The organism is Streptomyces sp. NPDC090083, from assembly GCF_044747445.1.
In the GTDB taxonomy this organism is placed as follows: Bacteria; Actinomycetota; Actinomycetes; order Streptomycetales; family Streptomycetaceae; genus Streptomyces.
Genome location: NZ_JBIVED010000016.1, coordinates 34,448 through 51,294, shown reverse-complemented (window position 1 = coordinate 51,294; position 16,847 = coordinate 34,448). Strand labels below are relative to the sequence as shown.

The following is a 16,847-nucleotide window of genomic DNA, read 5'->3' as shown; positions in this document are numbered from 1 at the left end:
TCCACGACGAGGGCCCCGCCGCACTCCGGTGCGGCGGGGCCCTCGTCGGCGGCGGAGCGCGTCAGTGGACGTCGCCCATGAGCTCGCGGACCCGCTTGCGGTACATCCAGACGGCCGCGCCCGCGAGGACCGCCAGGAGGGCCTGGAAGGCGACGATGCCGGTCTTGTTGAGGTCCACGCCCGCGATGGACAGGAGGCCCGTCGTCGCGTCGCCCGCCGTCACCGCCAGGAACCAGACGCCCATCATCTGGGAGGCGTACTTCGCGGGGGCCATCTTCGTGGTGACGGAGAGGCCCACGGGGGAGAGGGCCAGCTCGCCCACCGTCTGGACGAAGTAGATCGCCACCAGCCACATCGCCGCCGCCTTGTGACCGCCGTCGGCGATGGCGAGCGGGGCCAGGAAGAGGAAGAAGGACGCGCCGATCAGGGCGAGGCCCATCGCGAACTTCGTCGCCGTGCTCGGCTCCTTGCCGCGGCGGGCCAGGGCCAGCCAGGCCCAGGCGAAGACCGGGGCGAGGGCCATGATGAGGACGGGGTTGACGGACTGGTACCAGGAGACCGGGAAGTTCCAGCCGAAGACGGTGTTCTTCGCCGAGGAGTCGGCGAACAGGGACACCGTCGAGCCGCCCTGGTCGTAGATCATCCAGAACACGGCCGCGGCCACGAAGAACCAGATGTACGCCGACATCTTCGACTGCTCGGCGCGGTCGAGGTCCTTGTCGCGCTTGATGCGGGCGATCACCAGGACGGGGATGAGCAGGCCGGCGACGGTGATCGGGACCAGCAGCCAGTTCAGCGTGTAGTGGCCGGAGAAGCCGACGACCGCGTAGAAGACGACGGCGACGGCCGCCCACAGCGCCGACTTGCGGAGCGTGGCCGCCTTCTCCTGCGCGGACAGCGGCGTGGGGACGATGTCCGAGCGGGAGCTGAGGTGGCGGGTGCCGAGCAGGTACTGGGCGAGGCCGAGGGCCATGCCGACCGCGGCGAGCGCGAAGCCGAAGTGCCAGTTGACGTTCTCGCCGACCGTGCCGATGACCAGCGGCGCGGCGAAGGCGCCGACGTTGATGCCGATGTAGAAGAGCGTGAAGCCGCCGTCACGGCGCGGGTCGTCCGGGCCCTCGTAGAGGTGGCCGACCATCGTGGAGATGTTGGCCTTCAGCAGGCCCGAGCCGATCGCCACCAGGCCGAGGCCCGCGAAGAACGTGCCCGAGGACGGCAGTGCCAGGGTGAGGTGGCCGAGCATGATGATCACGCCGGCCACGGCGACCGTCTTGCGGGGGCCGAGGACGCGGTCCGCGAACCAGCCGCCGGGGAGGGCGAGCAGGTAGACGAGCGACAGGTACACCGAGTAGATCGCGGTCGCGGTGGCCGCGCTCATGTGCAGGCCGCCGGGTGCCACCAGGTACAGCGGGAGGAGAGCCTTCATGCCGTAGTAGGAGAATCGCTCCCACATCTCGGTCATGAAGAGAGTGGCCAGTCCGCGGGGGTGGCCGAAGAAGGTCTGCTCGGAACCGGGGGTGCCCGGAGTCACCGAGTCCTTCGTCAGGCTGGACGCCATGATCGATCCTTGCTGGTCGGGAAACCGCACACAAAAAAGACCTTCAGCTGTAAAAGCTCGCCAAAGGTCTTCAGTGTCACTACAGGCGGTCAGGCCACCATACGGCAGGACACTGCCGGATATGGAAGGACTTGAGACATCGATCACAGGGATTAGTGGAACCGTGATCGCCTATTCGAAGGTGGATACACGAATCACACCTCACAGGCGCAGGTTCGGACCACGTTCTTCACACCAGCGAATCACATGGGCCCGAAGGTAAGAACCACTCGTGGCGATCACACCCCGACCGCTGTCCGAGGCGGACTACCATCACCTCATGACCCGTGTACTGCTCGCCGAGGACGACGCGTCCATTTCGGAGCCGCTGGCCCGCGCTTTGCGCCGGGAAGGTTACGAGGTCGAGGTGCGCGAGGACGGACCCACAGCGCTCGACGCCGGCATCCAGGGCGGCATCGACCTGTGTGTCCTGGACCTGGGCCTGCCCGGCATGGACGGCCTGGAAGTGGCCCGCCGACTGCGCGCCGAGGGCCACACCGTCCCGATCCTCATCCTGACCGCGCGCGCCGACGAGGTGGACACCGTCGTGGGCCTCGACGCGGGCGCCGACGACTACGTCACCAAACCCTTCCGGCTCGCCGAACTGCTCGCCCGCGTCCGGGCCCTGCTCCGGCGCGGTGCCGCCGAGCCCGCGCAGCCGCCCGCCACGCACGGCGTCCGGATCGACGTCGAGTCGCACCGCGCGTGGATGGGCGACGAGGAACTCCAGCTCACCGCCAAGGAGTTCGACCTGCTGCGGGTGCTGGTGCGGGACGCCGGCCGGGTGGTGACCCGTGACCAGCTGATGCGCGAGGTGTGGGACACGACGTGGTGGTCGTCGACCAAGACCCTCGACATGCACATCTCGTGGTTGCGGAAGAAGCTCGGTGACGACGCGGCCAACCCCCGGTACATCGCCACGGTGCGGGGTGTCGGGTTCCGGTTCGAGAAGAGCTAGGTCGGTCTACGCGCGACATCGCCGTGGTGGCTTGGGTGGGTGCGCGGGTGCCGGCTGCGTGTGGCTGGTCGCGCAGTTCCCCGCGCCCCTAAGGGCGCTCCCCACGCCGGTTCTCACAAAGTCACCGCCCGGAGGGGCCCGTGCGTCGTCGTCTTATCCAGTCCACGCTCGCCGTGGTGCTCGTGGTCATCGCCGTGTTCGGTGTGTCCCTCGTCATCGTGGAGACACGGACCATCAGCAACAGCGCCCAGGAACGGGTGGACTCCGAGGCGCTCCGGCTGGCCAGCATCGTGGACAGCCGGATCCTCGGGGCGGAGATCGTCGACTCCGAGGTGCTGCGCACACAGGTCACCGAGGACCGCTACGCCGTGATCCGCATCCCGGGCGACCCGGTGATCGAGGTGGGCACCAAGCCGACCGGTGACGTCATCCGCTCCACCGCCAAGGGCGAGGAGGGCGAGACGGTCACCGTCGAGGAGCCCCGCTCGACCGTCACCCGCGAGGTCGGGCGGACCCTGCTCATCATCGGCGCCGTCGCCCTGCTCGCCGTGGTCGCCGCCGTCCTGCTCGCCGTCCGCCAGGCCAACCGGCTCGCCTCGCCGCTCACCGACCTCGCGGAGACCGCCGAGCGGCTCGGTTCGGGTGACCCGCGGCCCCGGCACAAGCGGTACAGCGTGCCGGAGCTGGACCGGGTCGCCGATGTCCTCGACTCCTCCGCCGAGCGCATCGCCCGCATGCTCACCGCCGAGCGGCGCTTGGCCGCCGACGCCTCGCACCAGCTGCGGACGCCCCTGACCGCGCTGTCCATGAGGCTGGAGGAGATCACCCTCACCGACGACCCGGACACGGTGAAGGAGGAGGCGACGATCGCGCTGACGCAGGTCGAGCGGCTCACGGACGTCGTGGAGCGGCTGCTGACCAACGCGCGTGACCCCCGTACCGGCTCCGCCGTCTCCTTCGACCTCGACGAGGTCATCCAGCAGCAGCTCGCCGAGTGGCGGCCCGCCTACCGCAGTGCCGGGCGCGCGATCGTCAGCTCGGGCAAGCGGCATCTGCAGGCCGTCGGCACCCCGGGCGCGGTCGCGCAGGTGCTGGCCGCGCTGATCGAGAACTCCCTGATGCACGGCGGCGGCACGGTCGCCCTGCGCACCCGCGTCACCGGCAACCAGGCCGTCGTGGAGGTCACGGACGAGGGGCCGGGGGTGCCGACCGACCTCGGCGCCCGCATCTTCGAGCGCACGATCAGCGGCCGCAACTCCACCGGGATCGGGCTGGCCGTCGCGCGCGACCTCGCGGAGGCGGACGGCGGGCGGCTGGAGATGCTGCAGGCGCAGCCGCCGGTGTTCGGGCTGTTCCTGTCGCGTACGCCGCCGGCGAAGCGCACGCCTGTGGACGAGGACGAGCCCACGGTCCGCTGAGGGCGCCCGGGACGGGCCGGGGGAGCCGGAGCGGCCCGGGTCAGCTCACGTGCTGCTTGGGGCGGGGCAGCGGCTCGGGGGCGGCGGGAGCCGCGGGAGCGGGGTCGGACGCGGACTCCGCGAGGACCTCCGGCTCCACGAGGACCTCGTCCTCCACCGGGAGCGCCTTGAACACCCAGCTGCGGTACGACCAGAAGCGGAACAGCGTCGCGATGCCGATGCCGAGCACCTTGAAGATGTTGCGCTGGAGCGAGCTGTCCCAGCCGAAGCCGTAGATCGCGGCGAACAGGACGCCGTTCTCGATCACCAGGCCGACCAGGCTGAACGCCAGGAACAGGCTGAGTTCCTTGGTGCGGGCGCTCTTGTCGCGGTCACGGTAGGTGAAGTAGCGGAAGCCGACGTAGTTGCACCCGATGGCGACGATCGTGGCGATCACGTTGGCGCGCACGGCCTGGAGGCTGGTCAGATGCCACAGCAGGTTGGAGACCGCGAAGTTCACCACGGTGCCCACCACGCCCACCGCGCCGAACTTGGCGACCTCGCGGGCGAGCCGTTTGAAAGGCCCTTCGGAACCACGGTCCATGGCTGGGCAGGCCCCCGTCTTCTCGGATTCTCGACCCAGCCATGCTAACCACCGCTTTCCCCCGGCGCCCGTGAAGCCGCTCACAGGTTGGGAAGAGACCTGGAAAAGAACGGTAAGAGGTGCGGAAATCGGGCCGCCCTGGCATGACCGATACCCTGAGGGAGTGACGTTCCCGGTAGTCGGCATGGTCGGCGGGGGTCAGCTCGCTCGTATGACACACGAGGCGGGCATCCCGCTCGGCATCAAATTCAAGCTCCTCAGTGACACCCCACTGGATTCCGCGGCGCAGGTCGTCGGCGAAGTCGTCATCGGCGACTATCGCGACCTCGACACGCTGCGTGACTTCGCGCGGGGCTGCGACGTGATCACCTTCGATCACGAACACGTACCCACCGAGCATCTGCGCGCCCTGGAGGCGGACGGCATCCCCGTGCGCCCCGGCCCGGACGCGCTCGTGCACGCCCAGGACAAGGGCGTGATGCGGGCGAAGCTCGTCGAGATCGGCGTGCCGTGCCCGCGGCACCGGCTCGTGAGCGACCCGGCGGACGTCGTGGCGTTCGCGGCGGAGGGGGACGGCTTCCCGGTCGTCCTCAAGACCGTCCGCGGCGGCTACGACGGCAAGGGCGTCTGGATCGTCGACTCCGCGGAGGAGGCCGCCGACCCGTTCCGCGCCGGCGTCCCCGTCCTCGCGGAGGAGAAGGTCGACTTCGTGCGCGAGCTGGCGGCGAACGTCGTCCGCTCCCCGCACGGGCAGGCCGTCGCCTACCCGGTGGTCGAGTCCCAGCAGGTCGACGGCGTCTGCGACACGGTCATCGCGCCCGCCCCCGACCTGGACGAGTCCCTCGCGCTGGAAGCCGAGGAGATGGCGCTGCGCATCGCCAAGGAACTCGGGGTCGTCGGCCATCTCGCCGTCGAGCTGTTCCAGACCCGCAAGGACGACGGGTCCTCCGGCATCCTCGTCAACGAACTCGCCATGCGCCCGCACAACTCCGGTCACTGGACCCAGGACGGCGCGATCACCAGCCAGTTCGCGAACCACGTCCGCGCGGTCCTCGACCTCCCGCTGGGCGATCCGCGGACCCGGGCCCCCTGGACCGTGATGTGCAACGTGCTCGGCGGCGACTTCCCCGACATGTACTCCGCGTATCTGCACTGCATGGCCCGGGACCCCCAGCTGAAGATCCACATGTACGGCAAGGACGTGAAGCCCGGCCGCAAGGTGGGCCACGTCAACACCTACGGCGACGACCTGGACGACGTCCTGGAACGCGCCCGCCACGCAGCCGGCTATCTGAGAGGCACGATCACCGAATGAGCCCCGCCGCAGGACCCGTCGTAGGAATCGTCATGGGGTCGGACTCCGACTGGCCCGTCATGGAGGCCGCCGCGAAGGCCCTCGACGAGTTCGAGATCGCCTACGAGGTCGACGTCGTCTCGGCGCACCGCATGCCCCGCGAGATGATCGCCTACGGGGAGCGCGCCGACGGCCGCGGCCTCAAGGTGATCATCGCGGGCGCGGGCGGCGCCGCCCACCTCCCCGGGATGCTCGCCTCGGTGACCCCGCTGCCGGTGATCGGCGTGCCCGTGCCGCTGAAGTACCTGGACGGCATGGACTCGCTGCTGTCCATCGTGCAGATGCCGGCCGGTGTCCCCGTCGCCACCGTCTCGGTCGCCGGCGCGCGCAACGCCGGTCTGCTCGCCGCCCGCATCCTGGCCACGCACGACGACGAACTCCTCGTCCGCATGCGGGAGTTCCAGCAGGAGCTGAACGACCAGGCCGCCGAGAAGGGCAAGCGGCTGCGCGCCAAGGTCGAGAGCGGCGGCGCCAGCGGCTTCGGCTTCGGGAAGTGACGGCGATGACGTCACTGGACCGGGCCCGGGACCTGCTCCGCGAGTTCCCCGTCGTCGACGGGCACAACGACCTGCCCTGGGCGCTGCGCAAGCAGGTCACCTACGACCTCGACGCCCGCGACATCGCCGTGCCGCAGAACGCGCACCTGCACACCGACATCCCGCGGCTGCGCGAAGGCGGCGTCGGCGCGCAGTACTGGTCGGTGTACGTCCGCTCGGACCTGCCCGACCCGGTGCCGATGACGCTCGAACAGATCGACTGCGTACGGCAGCTGCTCGCCCGCTACCCGCAGGACCTGGCGCCCGCGCTGACCGCGGCGGACATGGAGGCGGCGCGCGGGGAAGGCCGTATCGCCTCCCTCATGGGCGCGGAGGGCGGGCACTCGATCGCCGGTTCCCTCGGCACGCTGCGGGGGCTGTACGCGCTCGGCGTCCGCTACATGACGCTCACGCACAACGACAACGTGCCGTGGGCGGACTCGGCGACGGACGAGCCCGGAGTGGGCGGGCTGTCGGCGTTCGGCCGGGAGGTCGTGCGCGAGATGAACCGCGAGGGCATGCTCGTCGACCTCTCGCACGTGGCGGCGACGACGATGCGCGACGCGCTGGACACGTCCACCGCCCCGGTGATCTTCTCGCACTCCTCGGCGCGGGCCGTCTGCGACCACCCGCGCAACGTCCCGGACGACGTGCTGGAGCGGCTGGCCGGCAACGGCGGCATGGCGATGGTGACGTTCGTGCCGAAGTTCGTGCTCCAGGCCGCCGTGGACTGGACGGCCGCGGCCGACGACAACATGCGCGCGCACGGCCTGCACCACCTGGAGACCACCGAGGAGGCGATGAAGGTGCACCGCGCCTTCGAGGAACGCCACCCGCGGCCCGTCGCCACGGTCTCCACCGTCGCCGACCACCTCGACCACATGCGTGAGGTCGCGGGCGTCGACCACCTCGGCATCGGCGGCGACTACGACGGCACGGCCTTCACCCCCGACGGCCTGAACGACGTCTCCGGCTACCCGAACCTCATCGCCGAACTCCTCGACCGCGGCTGGTCCACCACCGACCTGGCCAAGCTGACCTGGCAGAACGCGGTACGGGTGCTGGGCGCTGCGGAGGACGTGGCGCGGGACCTCCAGGGGACGCGGGGGCCGTCGAACGCGACGATCGAGTCGCTGGACGGCTGACCGGAGACCGGACGGATCGTCCGCGGGCGGGGTGTCCGGCGGTGCGGCCGGCCGCACCGCCCGCGTGTCCCACGCGGCACGGAATGCGGCCGGCCGGGCCCCGTACCCCGAACGCCCCGCCCACCAGGTAGCCGCCCTGCGGGCGTGCGACGGTGACCGTACAGCCGTAACGACGTACGGAGCCCGCCATGGCCGACCTCCAGGACCAACTGCACCCGACGACCGAGCTCGGCGAGCTCGACGACCTGGTCCACGAGCCCTTTCCCGGCGGGCCCTTCCCGCCGGACACCGCGGAACCGTACGACCCCGTCTCCGACCCGGCCGCCGCCCCGCTGGAACGCGCGCACGCCATCCTCGCCGCGCACCCCGTCGCGGACGGTTACAGCGGGCTGCCCTGGGCGCTGCGGCACCTGCCGTGGTTCGACCTGGAACTGGGCGAGAGCTCCGTCGACACCGACGTGCCCCGGCTGCGGGAGGGACACGTCGGCGCGCTGTTCTGGTCGCTGCACCTGCCCGAGGGGCTCGCCGGGGACCGGGCCGTCGGCGCCACCCTGGAGCAGCTCGACCTCGTGAACACGGTGGTCCGCGCCCACCCCGAGGGGCTGCGGCTCGCGCACACCGCGGGCGAGACCACCGACGTGCGCAACTGCGGCCGCATCGCCGTCCTGCTCGGCCCCGCCGGAGCCGCCGCGCTCGGCGACTCGCTCGGCATCCTGCGCTCCCTGCACGTGCTGGGCCTACGGGTCCTCACGCTGTCCGGGGTGTCCTGGGCGAGCGAGGCCGGGCTGACCCGGTTCGGCGAGGAGGTCGTCCGCGAGATGAACCGGCTCGGCGTGCTCGCGGACCTCTCCGGCGCCTCCGACGGCACGATCCGCCGCGCCCTCGCGGTCTCCAAGGCGCCGGTGCTGTTCACCCGCTCCGCCGCCCGCACGCTGCGCCCGCACCCGGCCAACCTCTCCGACGAACTCCTCGCCGCGGTCGGCGCCGCCAAGGGCCTGTGCATGGTGCCGCTCACCGCCGAGCAGACCGGCCCGTCCGTCCGGGACGTCGCCGACCACCTCGACCACGTCCACGAGGTCGCCGGCCGCGAGTGCGTCGCCCTGTCCGGCACGTACGACGCCGGTACGGCGCACCCGCAGGACCTCGCCGACGCGTCCTGCTACCCGAACCTCATCGCCGAACTCCTCCACCGCGGCTGGTCCGAGCCCGACCTCGCCCTGCTCAGCTGGGGCAACGTCCAACGCGTCCTGCGCAGCGGCGACTTCACGGCGCGAGCGGCCCAGCAGCGCCGGGAGCCGTCCACGGCGAAGATCGCGGAGCTGGACGGGTAGGTTCCCGGACGGGTCCTAGGGGCGGTCGATCCGGCAGAGGCAGAAGGGATGCCCCGCCGGGTCGGCGTACACCCGGAAGTCCTCCTCGTCCTCCTGGTGCAGGGGCCGCGCGCCGAGCGCCAGGGCCCTGGCCTCCGCGACCTCCAGCTCCGCCCAGGTCGGCCCGGAGTCGAAGTCGAGATGGAACTGCTGCGGCCGGTCGGCGCGCGGCCACTCCGGCGGGGTGTAGTCCGTCACCCGCTGGAAGGCGATCCGCGGGCCGTCCGGGATGTCGAGCACCACCCACTCGTCGTCGGCCACGTGGGGCGCGCCGCCGAGGATTCCGGCGTAGAACTCCGCGAGCGCGACGGGGTCGGGGCAGTCGATCACGGTGGAACGGAAACGGGCGACGGCGGTCAAGGCGACCTCTCTGGTGTCGGAGTCGTTCTCGGATTCAGATTCGGGGTCGGTGGCGGGGGCGAACGCGCCGGTGGTCGTCAGCAGGCGCAGAGGCAGAACGGGTGCCCCGCCGGGTCGGCGTACACACGCCAGGTGCGGGCCCGGTCGTCGGTGTCCAGCGGCCTCGCGCCCAGGGCGAGGACGCCCTTCTCGGCCGCGTCCAGGTCCGTGACGGTCAGGTCGAGGTGGAACTGCTGGGAGTCGCCGGGCGCGGGCCACTTCGGCGGTACGTGTCCGGGCGCTTCCTGGAACGCGAGCGTCCGTCCACCGGGAAGCTTCAGGTCGCACCAGCCGCCCTCGTCGTCCTCTTCGACGGTGCCGCCGAGAATCCCGGCGTAGAAGGCGGCGAGCGCGCGGGGGGCGGGACAGTCGAGGACCACGGCGCCCAGTTCGGCGAGCGGGGTGGGGGCGGGGGTGGTGCCGGAGACGGGGTCGGGGGCGGGGCTGAGGTCGGGGCCGGTCATGACGGACTCCTCCTTGTTACCCATAGATGCCGTCATGGAGTAACGATGACGGTTACTGCATGCTGCCCCATTGGAGGTAACGTCGCAAGCATGAAGTGGTCGCGAACATGAGCGAGAGAGTCCCCGCGCCCGGAGACCTGGCCCTGATCGAGGCCCTGGTCAACACGCTGGACATCGAGGCGGGCACCGACGCGCTCGACACGGCGGACGGCCGGGCCCCCTTCGGCCTCACGAAGCCGGAGGTGCCGGCCGCCCGCGAACTCCGCGAGTCCCTGCGCGCCACCCTCCTCGCCCACGCGGGCCACCCCGCGCACCAGGAGACCACCCCGCTCGGCGAACTCCTGTCCGGGGCACCGCTGCTGGTCGCGGTGGACGCCCGCGACGGCACCGCGAGCCTCGCACCCGCCGACGCCGCCCCCCTGCTCTCCCGGGTCGCCTCGGCGGTCGCCCAGTCCCTCGTCGCGGGCACCTGGTCCCGCCTGAAGGCCTGCGAGGCGACCACCTGCCACTGGGCGTACTACGACCGCAGTCCGGCCGGCCGGGGCCGCTGGTGCTCGATGGCGGTCTGCGGGGCGCGCGCGAAGATGCGGCGGTACCGGGCCAGGTGAGGGGCGCGGGCGCGAGGCGGCCAGGGCGCGCGGAGACGTCCCGCGGACGGGCCAAGTCGCCCTGGTGGAAGGCGACTTGGGCGGTCGCGGCGCCGAGCACAGTTCAGTGGTGCAGAATGCAGCCAGACGGCGGTCCGGCCGACTGAGCCTCGGCCGGACCGCCGTCGTCCGCCCGGCCGCGCGCTACGCGGTGGGCCGCCCCATCGCCCGGAACGTCCAGCCCGCCTTCCGCCACAGCGCCGGGTCGAGGGCGTTGCGGCCGTCCAGGACCACGCGGGCGCGTGCCGCCTCGCCGAGGGACGCCGGGTCCAGGTCGCGGAACTCGCGCCACTCCGTCAGATGCAGGACGACGTCCGCGCCGCGCACGGCCTCCAGCGCGGTGTCGGCGTAGCCGAGGGTGGGGAAGAGTCGGCGGGCGTTCGCCATGCCCTTCGGGTCGTAGACGGTGACCTGGCCGCCCTGGAGGTGGATCTGGCCGGCGACGTTGAGCGCGGGGGAGTCGCGGACGTCGTCGGAGTCGGGCTTGAAGGTCGCGCCGAGCACCGCGACCCGCTTGCCGAGGAAGGAGCCGCCGCCGAGCGCCTCGCGGGTCATCTCGACCATCTGGCCGCGCCGCCGCATGTTGATGGAGTCGATCTCGCGCAGGAAGGTCAGCGCCTGGTCGGCGCCCAGTTCACCGGCGCGCGCCATGAACGCCCGGATGTCCTTGGGCAGGCAGCCCCCGCCGAAGCCGATCCCGGCCCGCAGGAACTTCCTGCCGATCCGCTCGTCGTGCCCGATCGCCTCCGCCAGCTTCACGACATCGCCGTCCGCCGCCTCGCAGACCTCGGCCATCGCGTTGATGAAGGAGATCTTCGTCGCGAGGAAGGAGTTCGCGGCGGTCTTCACCAGCTCGGCCGTCGGGAAGTCCGTCACGACGAACGGCGACCCGTCCGCGACCGGCCCGGCGTACACCTCGCGCAGCAGTCTCTCGGCCCGCTCGCTGCGCACGCCGACGACGATCCGGTCGGGGTGCAGCGTGTCCTCGACGGCGAAGCCCTCGCGCAGGAACTCCGGATTCCAGGCCAGCTCGGCGTCCGCGCCGGCGGGCGCGTGCGCGGCGAGGTACGCGGCGAGCCGGTCCGCGGAGCCGACGGGCACCGTGGACTTGCCGACCACCAGCGCCGGGCGCGTGAGATGCGGGGCGAGCAGCTCGAAGGCCCGGTCGACGTACGACATGTCGCAGGCGTACTCGCCGTGCTTCTGCGGGGTGTTCGTGCACATGAAGTGGACGTCGCCGAACTCCGCGACCTCGGCCCAGTCCATGGTGAAGCGCAGCCGCCCGGTGGACCCCTCGATCCCGGCGACATGCTTGCGCAGCAGGTCCTCCAGCCCCGGTTCGTACATCGGGACCTCGCCCCGCTGGAGCATCTCGATCTTCTCGGGGACGACGTCCAGGCCCAGTACCTCGTAGCCCAGCTCGGCCATGGCCGCGGCGTGCGTGGCGCCGAGATAGCCGGTGCCGATCACGGTGATCTTGAGGGCCATGAGTGCTCCAGAAGGGGGACGGTGGCGATGCGCGCCCGAGCATAACCGGCGCTCTCACCGGGCACCTTTCCCCCTGTCGCCAAGCTCACGTATCCCTCCCGTGGGCGGGCCCCTAAAATTTGGGTTACTTAACAGTAATTAGCACTGTGATCACAGCGTCCTTGGAGCGTGAGAGACCTTGGCCGGATCGGCTGACTTCGACCTGTACCGCCCGTCGGAGGAGCACGGCATGCTCCGCGACGCGATCCGCTCACTGGCCGAGGCGAAGATCGCGCCGTACGCCGCCGCGGTGGACGAGGAGTCCCGCTTCCCGCAGGAGGCACTGGACGCCCTCGTCGCGAACGACCTGCACGCCGTCCACGTGCCCGAGGAGTACGGCGGCACGGGCGCGGACGCGCTGGCCACGGTGATCGTCATCGAGGAGGTGGCCCGCGCGTGCGCGTCCTCCTCCCTGATCCCCGCGGTGAACAAGCTGGGCTCGCTCCCGGTGATCCTCTCGGGTTCCGAGGACCTCAAGAAGCGGTACATGACCCCGCTCGCCAAGGGCGACGCGATGTTCTCGTACGCCCTCTCCGAGCCGGACGCGGGCTCGGACGCGGCCGGCATGAAGACGAAGGCGGTCCGCGACGGCGACCACTACGTCCTGAACGGCGTGAAGCGCTGGATCACCAACGCGGGCGTCTCCGAGTACTACACGGTGATGGCGGTGACGGACCCCGACAAGCGCAGCAAGGGCATCAGCGCCTTCGTCGTCGAGAAGTCCGACGAGGGCGTCTCCTTCGGCGCCCCGGAGAAGAAGCTCGGCATCAAGGGCTCCCCGACCCGCGAGGTCTACCTCGACAACGTCCGCATCCCCGCCGACCGCATGATCGGCGCCGAGGGCACCGGCTTCGCCACCGCGATGAAGACCCTGGACCACACCCGCATCACCATCGCGGCCCAGGCCCTCGGCATCGCCCAGGGCGCCCTCGACTACGCCAAGGGCTACGTCCGGGAGCGCAAGCAGTTCGGCAAGCCGATCGCCGACTTCCAGGGCATCCAGTTCATGCTCGCCGACATGGCCATGAAGATCGAGGCCGCCCGCGCCCTCACCTACCAGGCCGCCGGTGCCTCGGAGCGCGGCGACAGGAACCTCACCTTCCAGGGCGCGGCGGCGAAGTGCTTCGCCTCGGACGTCGCGATGGAGGTCACCGTCGACGCGGTCCAGCTCCTCGGCGGCTACGGCTACACCCGCGACTACCCGGTCGAGCGCATGATGCGCGACGCCAAGATCACCCAGATCTACGAGGGCACCAACCAGGTCCAGCGCATCGTCATGGCACGCAACCTGCCGTAGTTCCAAGGCAGTCGGCATGAGGAAGGGGGCCCTTGTCCAAGGGCCCCCTTCCTCATGCCGTCGGTCGTCTCAGTTGCCGGAGACCGTCACCTTCTGGTCGTTGTTCAGCTCGTTCACCAGGGTCTTGACCTTCGCCTTGTCCCAGACGAGGTTGCCGCCGACGGAGCCGGAGATCGGCATGTTCATGGAGGTGCCGTCGCCGCCGCTGACGCCCTTCATCGCCCAGAACATGGACGCGAGGTCCCAGAGGGACATGCCCTTGTCGACCGAGAGGGAGTCGAGGCCGGCGCCCAGGGTCGGGTACAGCTTGAAGGGGTTCAGGAGGGTGCCCGGGGTGGCCACCTGGTGGGCCAGGGCCGACAGGAACTTCTGCTGGTTCTTCGTGCGCTGGAGGTCGGACGCCGCGAACGCGTGCCGGGTGCGGACGAAGGCCAGGGCCTCCTCACCGTTCAGCGTCTGCTTGCCCGCCTTGAAGTCGGCGCCCGAGTACGAGTCCTTGAAGCCCTTGTCGATGTCGATGGTGACCCCGCCGACCGCGTCCACGATGTCCGCGAAGCCGTTGAAGCCGATCTCGACGTAGTGGTCGATGTGCAGGCCCATGTTGTACTCGATGGTCCGCACGAGCAGCGTCGGCCCGTCCTCCGCGTACGCCGCGTTGAGCTTCGTCTGCCGGCCCGTGTTCTGGTAGGTCTTGCCCGAGGTCGAGCCCACGTACGACGGGATCGTCACGTTCGAGTCGCGGGGCAGCGAGATCAGGGTGTCGCCGCTGTCGCCCACGTGCAGGATCATCATCGAGTCCGTGCGCTTGCCCTCGGCGGAGCCGGTGTGCAGCTTCTTCTTCTCAGCCGCGCTCAGCCCCTCGCGGCTGTCGGACCCGACGATCAGGTAGTTCGTGCCGTCGCCCGCCTCCGGCCGGTCGATCACCTTCGACAGGTCGACGTCGCGGTTCAGCTTGGAGTCGGCCCAGAAGTACGTGCCCACGGTCGTCACGACCAGCACGGAGACCACGACGATCGCGGTCCACTTGATCCGCCGCCGCCAGTTCGGCGCCCGCCGCGGACCGCGCCCGCCGTCCGGCCCCTCCGGACCGCCGCCGCCGTAGACATGGCCCGTGTTGTAGCCGCTGTCGTACCCGTTGTCGTAGCCGTCCGGGCCGCCCTGGCCGTTCTGGTCGTCATAGCCCTGGCCGCCCGTGTACGACGGCTGCGGCGGGACTCCGGCGCCGTACGGCGGAGCCTGCGGGCCGCGTCGTACCTGGCGCATCACACGTGCGCTCTCCGGCTGTGCGTTCGCGCTCCCGCGTCCGTACTCGTTGCCGCGGTTGCCGCCGGACCATCCCTCGGGCCAATCGTTCATGGGGCCCAGTGTGCAGGCTGCGGCCATGTCCTTTACAAGGGTCGTAGGAAAATCAGGGCACTGCTGTTGCGAAGCCAACACAAAGTCCGCAGATGTCGCCCCGGCATAAGGTGAGGACCATGACAGACCTGCCGGGCAAGCCGACGTCCGCCTCCCGGACCACCCTCAGCCACATCATGACCAACGCGGACACGAACCTTCTGGGGACCGTGCACGGCGGGGTCATCATGAAGCTGGTCGACGACGCGGCGGGCGCCGTCGCCGGGCGGCACAGCGGTGGTCCGGCCGTGACCGCGTCGATGGACGAGATGGCCTTTCTGGAACCCGTCCGCGTGGGCGACCTCGTCCATGTGAAGGCGCAGGTCAACTGGACCGGCCGCAGCTCCATGGAGGTCGGCGTACGCGTTCTGGCCGAGCGGTGGAACGAGTCGACCCCGGCCACCCAGGTCGGCTCCGCGTACCTCGTCTTCGCCGCCGTCGACGCCGACGGCAAGCCCCGCGCGGTGCCCCCGGTCCTCCCCGAGACGGAGCGCGACGAGCGCCGCTACCAGGAGGCCCAGATCCGCCGCACCCACCGCCTGGCCCGCCGCCGCGCGATCATGGAACTGCGCGAGAAGCGGGCCGCGGAGGGCCTCGACGACTGAGAAGCGCCGGCAGACGCTGTTACAAAACGGCCTACTTCATCCAAGAAGAGCCCGTCTCGTCACGAACACCCCACCTCGTCCCCGGTCACCACCCCGAACCCGCCCTGCTGCACATCCGTCGCCCGCACCCGCGTGACCTGCTTGAAGTCGCTCCCGGCGATCACCTTCAGCACCGGCCCCTGCCCCTTCACCGCGCGCAGCTCGCTCCCGGGCAGCGCCGTCGCGAGCGACTTCGCCGAACGGTCCCAGCGGGGGTCGTAGGCCACCACGGTCCGGTGCACGGCGTGGTCGGCCGCGCTCGTCGGCTGGTGCGTCGTCCGGAAGCCGGTCGCCGCCAGCGCCGCGTCCACGCGCTTGCCGAGACCGCCGGTCGCCGTGCCGTTCTCCACCTGGACCTGGATCTGCTGCGGAGCCACGTCCACCTTCACGGCGCCCGCGCGGGCCGGCTTGCGCACCGCCAGGGGCTTGTCCTCGCGCAGGGCCTGGAACAGCTTCGCCGCCTTCGCCTCGTCCCACTTCAGGGTGGAGCCGATGCCCTTCACGACGAAGCCCATCTGCCCGATCGGGACCGTGGTGAACTCGGACGAGGACGGGGAGAAGGTGCGCATCGCCCGGCCGAGATCGAGCAGCTCGTCGGTGCCGAAGCCCTTGTCCGCGCGGACCGAGCCGAGCACCGCGCGGGTCACGTCACGGAACTTCAGCGGGTTCAGCAGCACCCCGGACGAGGTGGCCTGGTCGATCAGCGCCGCCAGGAAACGCTGCTGGCGCTTCATCCGGCCGAGGTCGGAGGCGCCGTCGACGTGCCGCGAGCGGACGTACTGGAGCGCCTGCCCGCCCATCAGGGTGTGCGTGCCGGCGGGCAGGTCGAGGCCCGTGTACGAGTCCTTCAGCGGCTCGGCGGTGCAGATCCTCACCCCGCCCAGGACGTCGACCGTCTTCATGAAGCTGGTGAAGTCGACCTCCAGGTAGTGGTCGATCTTCACGTGGGTCATGGACTCGACGGTCCGCACGGTGAGGTTGGGGCCGCCCTCCGCGTACGCCGCGTTGAGCTTGATCGGGTGCGGGCCGTGCCGCTCGCCGGTGGTCTGGTCGGTGTGCGGGGGCGTCTCGGCGTAGGAGTCGCGGGGCAGGCTGACGACGCTGGCGTGCTCCCGGTCCTCCGAGATGTGCACGATCATGATGGTGTCGGTGCAGTGGCAGGGCGCGCCGCCCAGGTGGTACTGGCGCCGCTCCGCCTCGGTGATCTTGTCGCGGCCGTCGGTGCCGACGAGCAGGACGTTCATGCCGTGGCCCGCGCGCGGGCGGTTCTTCATGTCCTTGAAGGGGTCGACGCGGGCGATGTCCGCGTCGAGGCTGGTGACGACCGCGTGCCCGATCCCGGCGGAGGCGAGGACGACCACGGACAGCGTCGTCGCCGCCCGCATGGCCCAGCGCGGCTTCTTCCTCGGTCGTACGGGGGGCCGTGGGCGCCGCTGCGGTGGACGGGCGGCGGGGGACCGGCGGGGCGGCGTGGGCATGGGGGACACCTCCGCGAGGGCCGTACGTGGGATCG

Annotated in this window: 16 protein-coding genes; 9 read left to right on the top strand and 7 right to left on the bottom strand. The window is 70.9% G+C overall.

The window, feature by feature from the left end:
• Positions 1-61 precede the first annotated feature (61 nt).
• Positions 62-1,558, bottom strand: a complete 1,497-nt coding sequence (locus ACIPTO_RS38635; protein ID WP_366324914.1) for an oligopeptide:H+ symporter — start codon at positions 1,556-1,558, stop codon at positions 62-64.
• Positions 1,559-1,877: 319 nt separating this feature from the next.
• Here ACIPTO_RS38635 and ACIPTO_RS38630 point away from each other — a divergent pair, with 319 nt between their 5' ends.
• Both ACIPTO_RS38630 and ACIPTO_RS38625 read left to right on the top strand, forming a co-directional pair.
• Positions 1,878-2,555 (top strand): response regulator transcription factor, encoded by a 678-nt coding sequence (locus ACIPTO_RS38630; RefSeq protein WP_174447603.1) that lies wholly within the window; start codon positions 1,878-1,880, stop codon positions 2,553-2,555.
• A gap of 140 nt (positions 2,556-2,695) precedes the next feature.
• Positions 2,696-3,973, top strand: a complete 1,278-nt coding sequence (locus ACIPTO_RS38625) for an ATP-binding protein (protein WP_366324916.1) — start codon at positions 2,696-2,698, stop codon at positions 3,971-3,973.
• A gap of 40 nt (positions 3,974-4,013) precedes the next feature.
• Here ACIPTO_RS38625 and ACIPTO_RS38620 read toward each other — a convergent pair whose 3' ends face one another.
• Positions 4,014-4,556, bottom strand: coding sequence for a GtrA family protein (locus tag ACIPTO_RS38620; protein ID WP_401199834.1), 543 nt, complete (start codon positions 4,554-4,556; stop codon positions 4,014-4,016).
• Positions 4,557-4,719: 163 nt separating this feature from the next.
• On the opposite strand from ACIPTO_RS38620, the gene ACIPTO_RS38615 reads away from it, so the two are divergent.
• The 4 genes from ACIPTO_RS38615 (at position 4,720) to ACIPTO_RS38600 (ending at position 8,922) form a co-directional block, all read left to right on the top strand.
• On the top strand, positions 4,720-5,871 hold the full coding sequence (locus ACIPTO_RS38615; protein ID WP_401199832.1) for a 5-(carboxyamino)imidazole ribonucleotide synthase: 1,152 nt from the start codon (positions 4,720-4,722) through the stop codon (positions 5,869-5,871).
• Positions 5,868-6,407, top strand: a complete 540-nt coding sequence (gene purE / locus ACIPTO_RS38610; protein WP_366324920.1) for a 5-(carboxyamino)imidazole ribonucleotide mutase — start codon at positions 5,868-5,870, stop codon at positions 6,405-6,407. The genes ACIPTO_RS38615 and purE overlap by 4 nt, the downstream gene beginning before the upstream one ends.
• Positions 6,408-6,412: 5 nt before the next feature.
• Positions 6,413-7,591, top strand: a complete 1,179-nt coding sequence (locus ACIPTO_RS38605) for a dipeptidase (RefSeq protein WP_366324922.1) — start codon at positions 6,413-6,415, stop codon at positions 7,589-7,591.
• A gap of 188 nt (positions 7,592-7,779) precedes the next feature.
• Complete coding sequence (locus ACIPTO_RS38600) at positions 7,780-8,922, top strand: dipeptidase (protein WP_366324924.1); 1,143 nt, start codon at positions 7,780-7,782, stop codon at positions 8,920-8,922.
• A 15-nt stretch (positions 8,923-8,937) separates the two neighbouring features.
• Here ACIPTO_RS38600 and ACIPTO_RS38595 read toward each other — a convergent pair whose 3' ends face one another.
• On the bottom strand, positions 8,938-9,321 hold the full coding sequence (locus ACIPTO_RS38595) for a VOC family protein (RefSeq protein ID WP_401199829.1): 384 nt from the start codon (positions 9,319-9,321) through the stop codon (positions 8,938-8,940).
• A 77-nt stretch (positions 9,322-9,398) separates the two neighbouring features.
• Positions 9,399-9,824, bottom strand: coding sequence for a VOC family protein (locus tag ACIPTO_RS38590; RefSeq protein ID WP_401199827.1), 426 nt, complete (start codon positions 9,822-9,824; stop codon positions 9,399-9,401).
• A gap of 107 nt (positions 9,825-9,931) precedes the next feature.
• Here ACIPTO_RS38590 and ACIPTO_RS38585 point away from each other — a divergent pair, with 107 nt between their 5' ends.
• Positions 9,932-10,432: a CGNR zinc finger domain-containing protein gene (locus ACIPTO_RS38585; RefSeq protein WP_401199825.1), complete on the top strand. Its 501-nt coding sequence runs from the start codon at positions 9,932-9,934 to the stop codon at positions 10,430-10,432.
• 183 nt (positions 10,433-10,615) lie between these two features.
• Here ACIPTO_RS38585 and ACIPTO_RS38580 read toward each other — a convergent pair whose 3' ends face one another.
• Complete coding sequence (locus tag ACIPTO_RS38580) at positions 10,616-11,959, bottom strand: UDP-glucose dehydrogenase family protein (RefSeq protein ID WP_401199823.1); 1,344 nt, start codon at positions 11,957-11,959, stop codon at positions 10,616-10,618.
• A 178-nt stretch (positions 11,960-12,137) separates the two neighbouring features.
• Here ACIPTO_RS38580 and ACIPTO_RS38575 point away from each other — a divergent pair, with 178 nt between their 5' ends.
• Complete coding sequence (locus ACIPTO_RS38575) at positions 12,138-13,295, top strand: acyl-CoA dehydrogenase (protein WP_401199821.1); 1,158 nt, start codon at positions 12,138-12,140, stop codon at positions 13,293-13,295.
• A gap of 69 nt (positions 13,296-13,364) precedes the next feature.
• On the opposite strand, the gene ACIPTO_RS38570 is transcribed toward ACIPTO_RS38575, so the two are convergent.
• The gene (locus ACIPTO_RS38570; RefSeq protein ID WP_366327041.1) at positions 13,365-14,651 is read right to left on the bottom strand and encodes an LCP family protein; all 1,287 of its coding nucleotides are present in this window, start codon (positions 14,649-14,651) and stop codon (positions 13,365-13,367) included.
• A 92-nt stretch (positions 14,652-14,743) separates the two neighbouring features.
• Here ACIPTO_RS38570 and ACIPTO_RS38565 point away from each other — a divergent pair, with 92 nt between their 5' ends.
• A complete protein-coding gene (locus ACIPTO_RS38565) occupies positions 14,744-15,295 on the top strand; it encodes an acyl-CoA thioesterase (protein WP_328831033.1) in 552 nt (183 codons plus the stop codon).
• A gap of 59 nt (positions 15,296-15,354) precedes the next feature.
• Here ACIPTO_RS38565 and ACIPTO_RS38560 read toward each other — a convergent pair whose 3' ends face one another.
• On the bottom strand, positions 15,355-16,812 hold the full coding sequence (locus tag ACIPTO_RS38560) for an LCP family protein (protein WP_366327039.1): 1,458 nt from the start codon (positions 16,810-16,812) through the stop codon (positions 15,355-15,357).
• Positions 16,813-16,847 lie beyond the last annotated feature (35 nt).

Coding starts and splice junctions, on each gene's coding strand:
- ACIPTO_RS38565 (WP_328831033.1), top strand. CDS start 14,744: ATGTCGCCCCGGCATAAGGTGAGGACCATGACAGACCTGCCGGGCAAG.
- ACIPTO_RS38630 (WP_174447603.1), top strand. CDS start 1,878: ATGACCCGTGTACTGCTCGCCGAGGACGACGCGTCCATTTCGGAGCCG.
- ACIPTO_RS38620 (WP_401199834.1), bottom strand. CDS start 4,556: ATGGACCGTGGTTCCGAAGGGCCTTTCAAACGGCTCGCCCGCGAGGTC.
- ACIPTO_RS38570 (WP_366327041.1), bottom strand. CDS start 14,651: ATGAACGATTGGCCCGAGGGATGGTCCGGCGGCAACCGCGGCAACGAG.
- ACIPTO_RS38605 (WP_366324922.1), top strand. CDS start 6,413: ATGACGTCACTGGACCGGGCCCGGGACCTGCTCCGCGAGTTCCCCGTC.
- ACIPTO_RS38600 (WP_366324924.1), top strand. CDS start 7,780: ATGGCCGACCTCCAGGACCAACTGCACCCGACGACCGAGCTCGGCGAG.
- ACIPTO_RS38585 (WP_401199825.1), top strand. CDS start 9,932: ATGAGCGAGAGAGTCCCCGCGCCCGGAGACCTGGCCCTGATCGAGGCC.
- purE (WP_366324920.1), top strand. CDS start 5,868: ATGAGCCCCGCCGCAGGACCCGTCGTAGGAATCGTCATGGGGTCGGAC.
- ACIPTO_RS38560 (WP_366327039.1), bottom strand. CDS start 16,812: ATGCCCACGCCGCCCCGCCGGTCCCCCGCCGCCCGTCCACCGCAGCGG.
- ACIPTO_RS38590 (WP_401199827.1), bottom strand. CDS start 9,824: ATGACCGGCCCCGACCTCAGCCCCGCCCCCGACCCCGTCTCCGGCACC.
- ACIPTO_RS38635 (WP_366324914.1), bottom strand. CDS start 1,558: ATGGCGTCCAGCCTGACGAAGGACTCGGTGACTCCGGGCACCCCCGGT.
- ACIPTO_RS38580 (WP_401199823.1), bottom strand. CDS start 11,959: ATGGCCCTCAAGATCACCGTGATCGGCACCGGCTATCTCGGCGCCACG.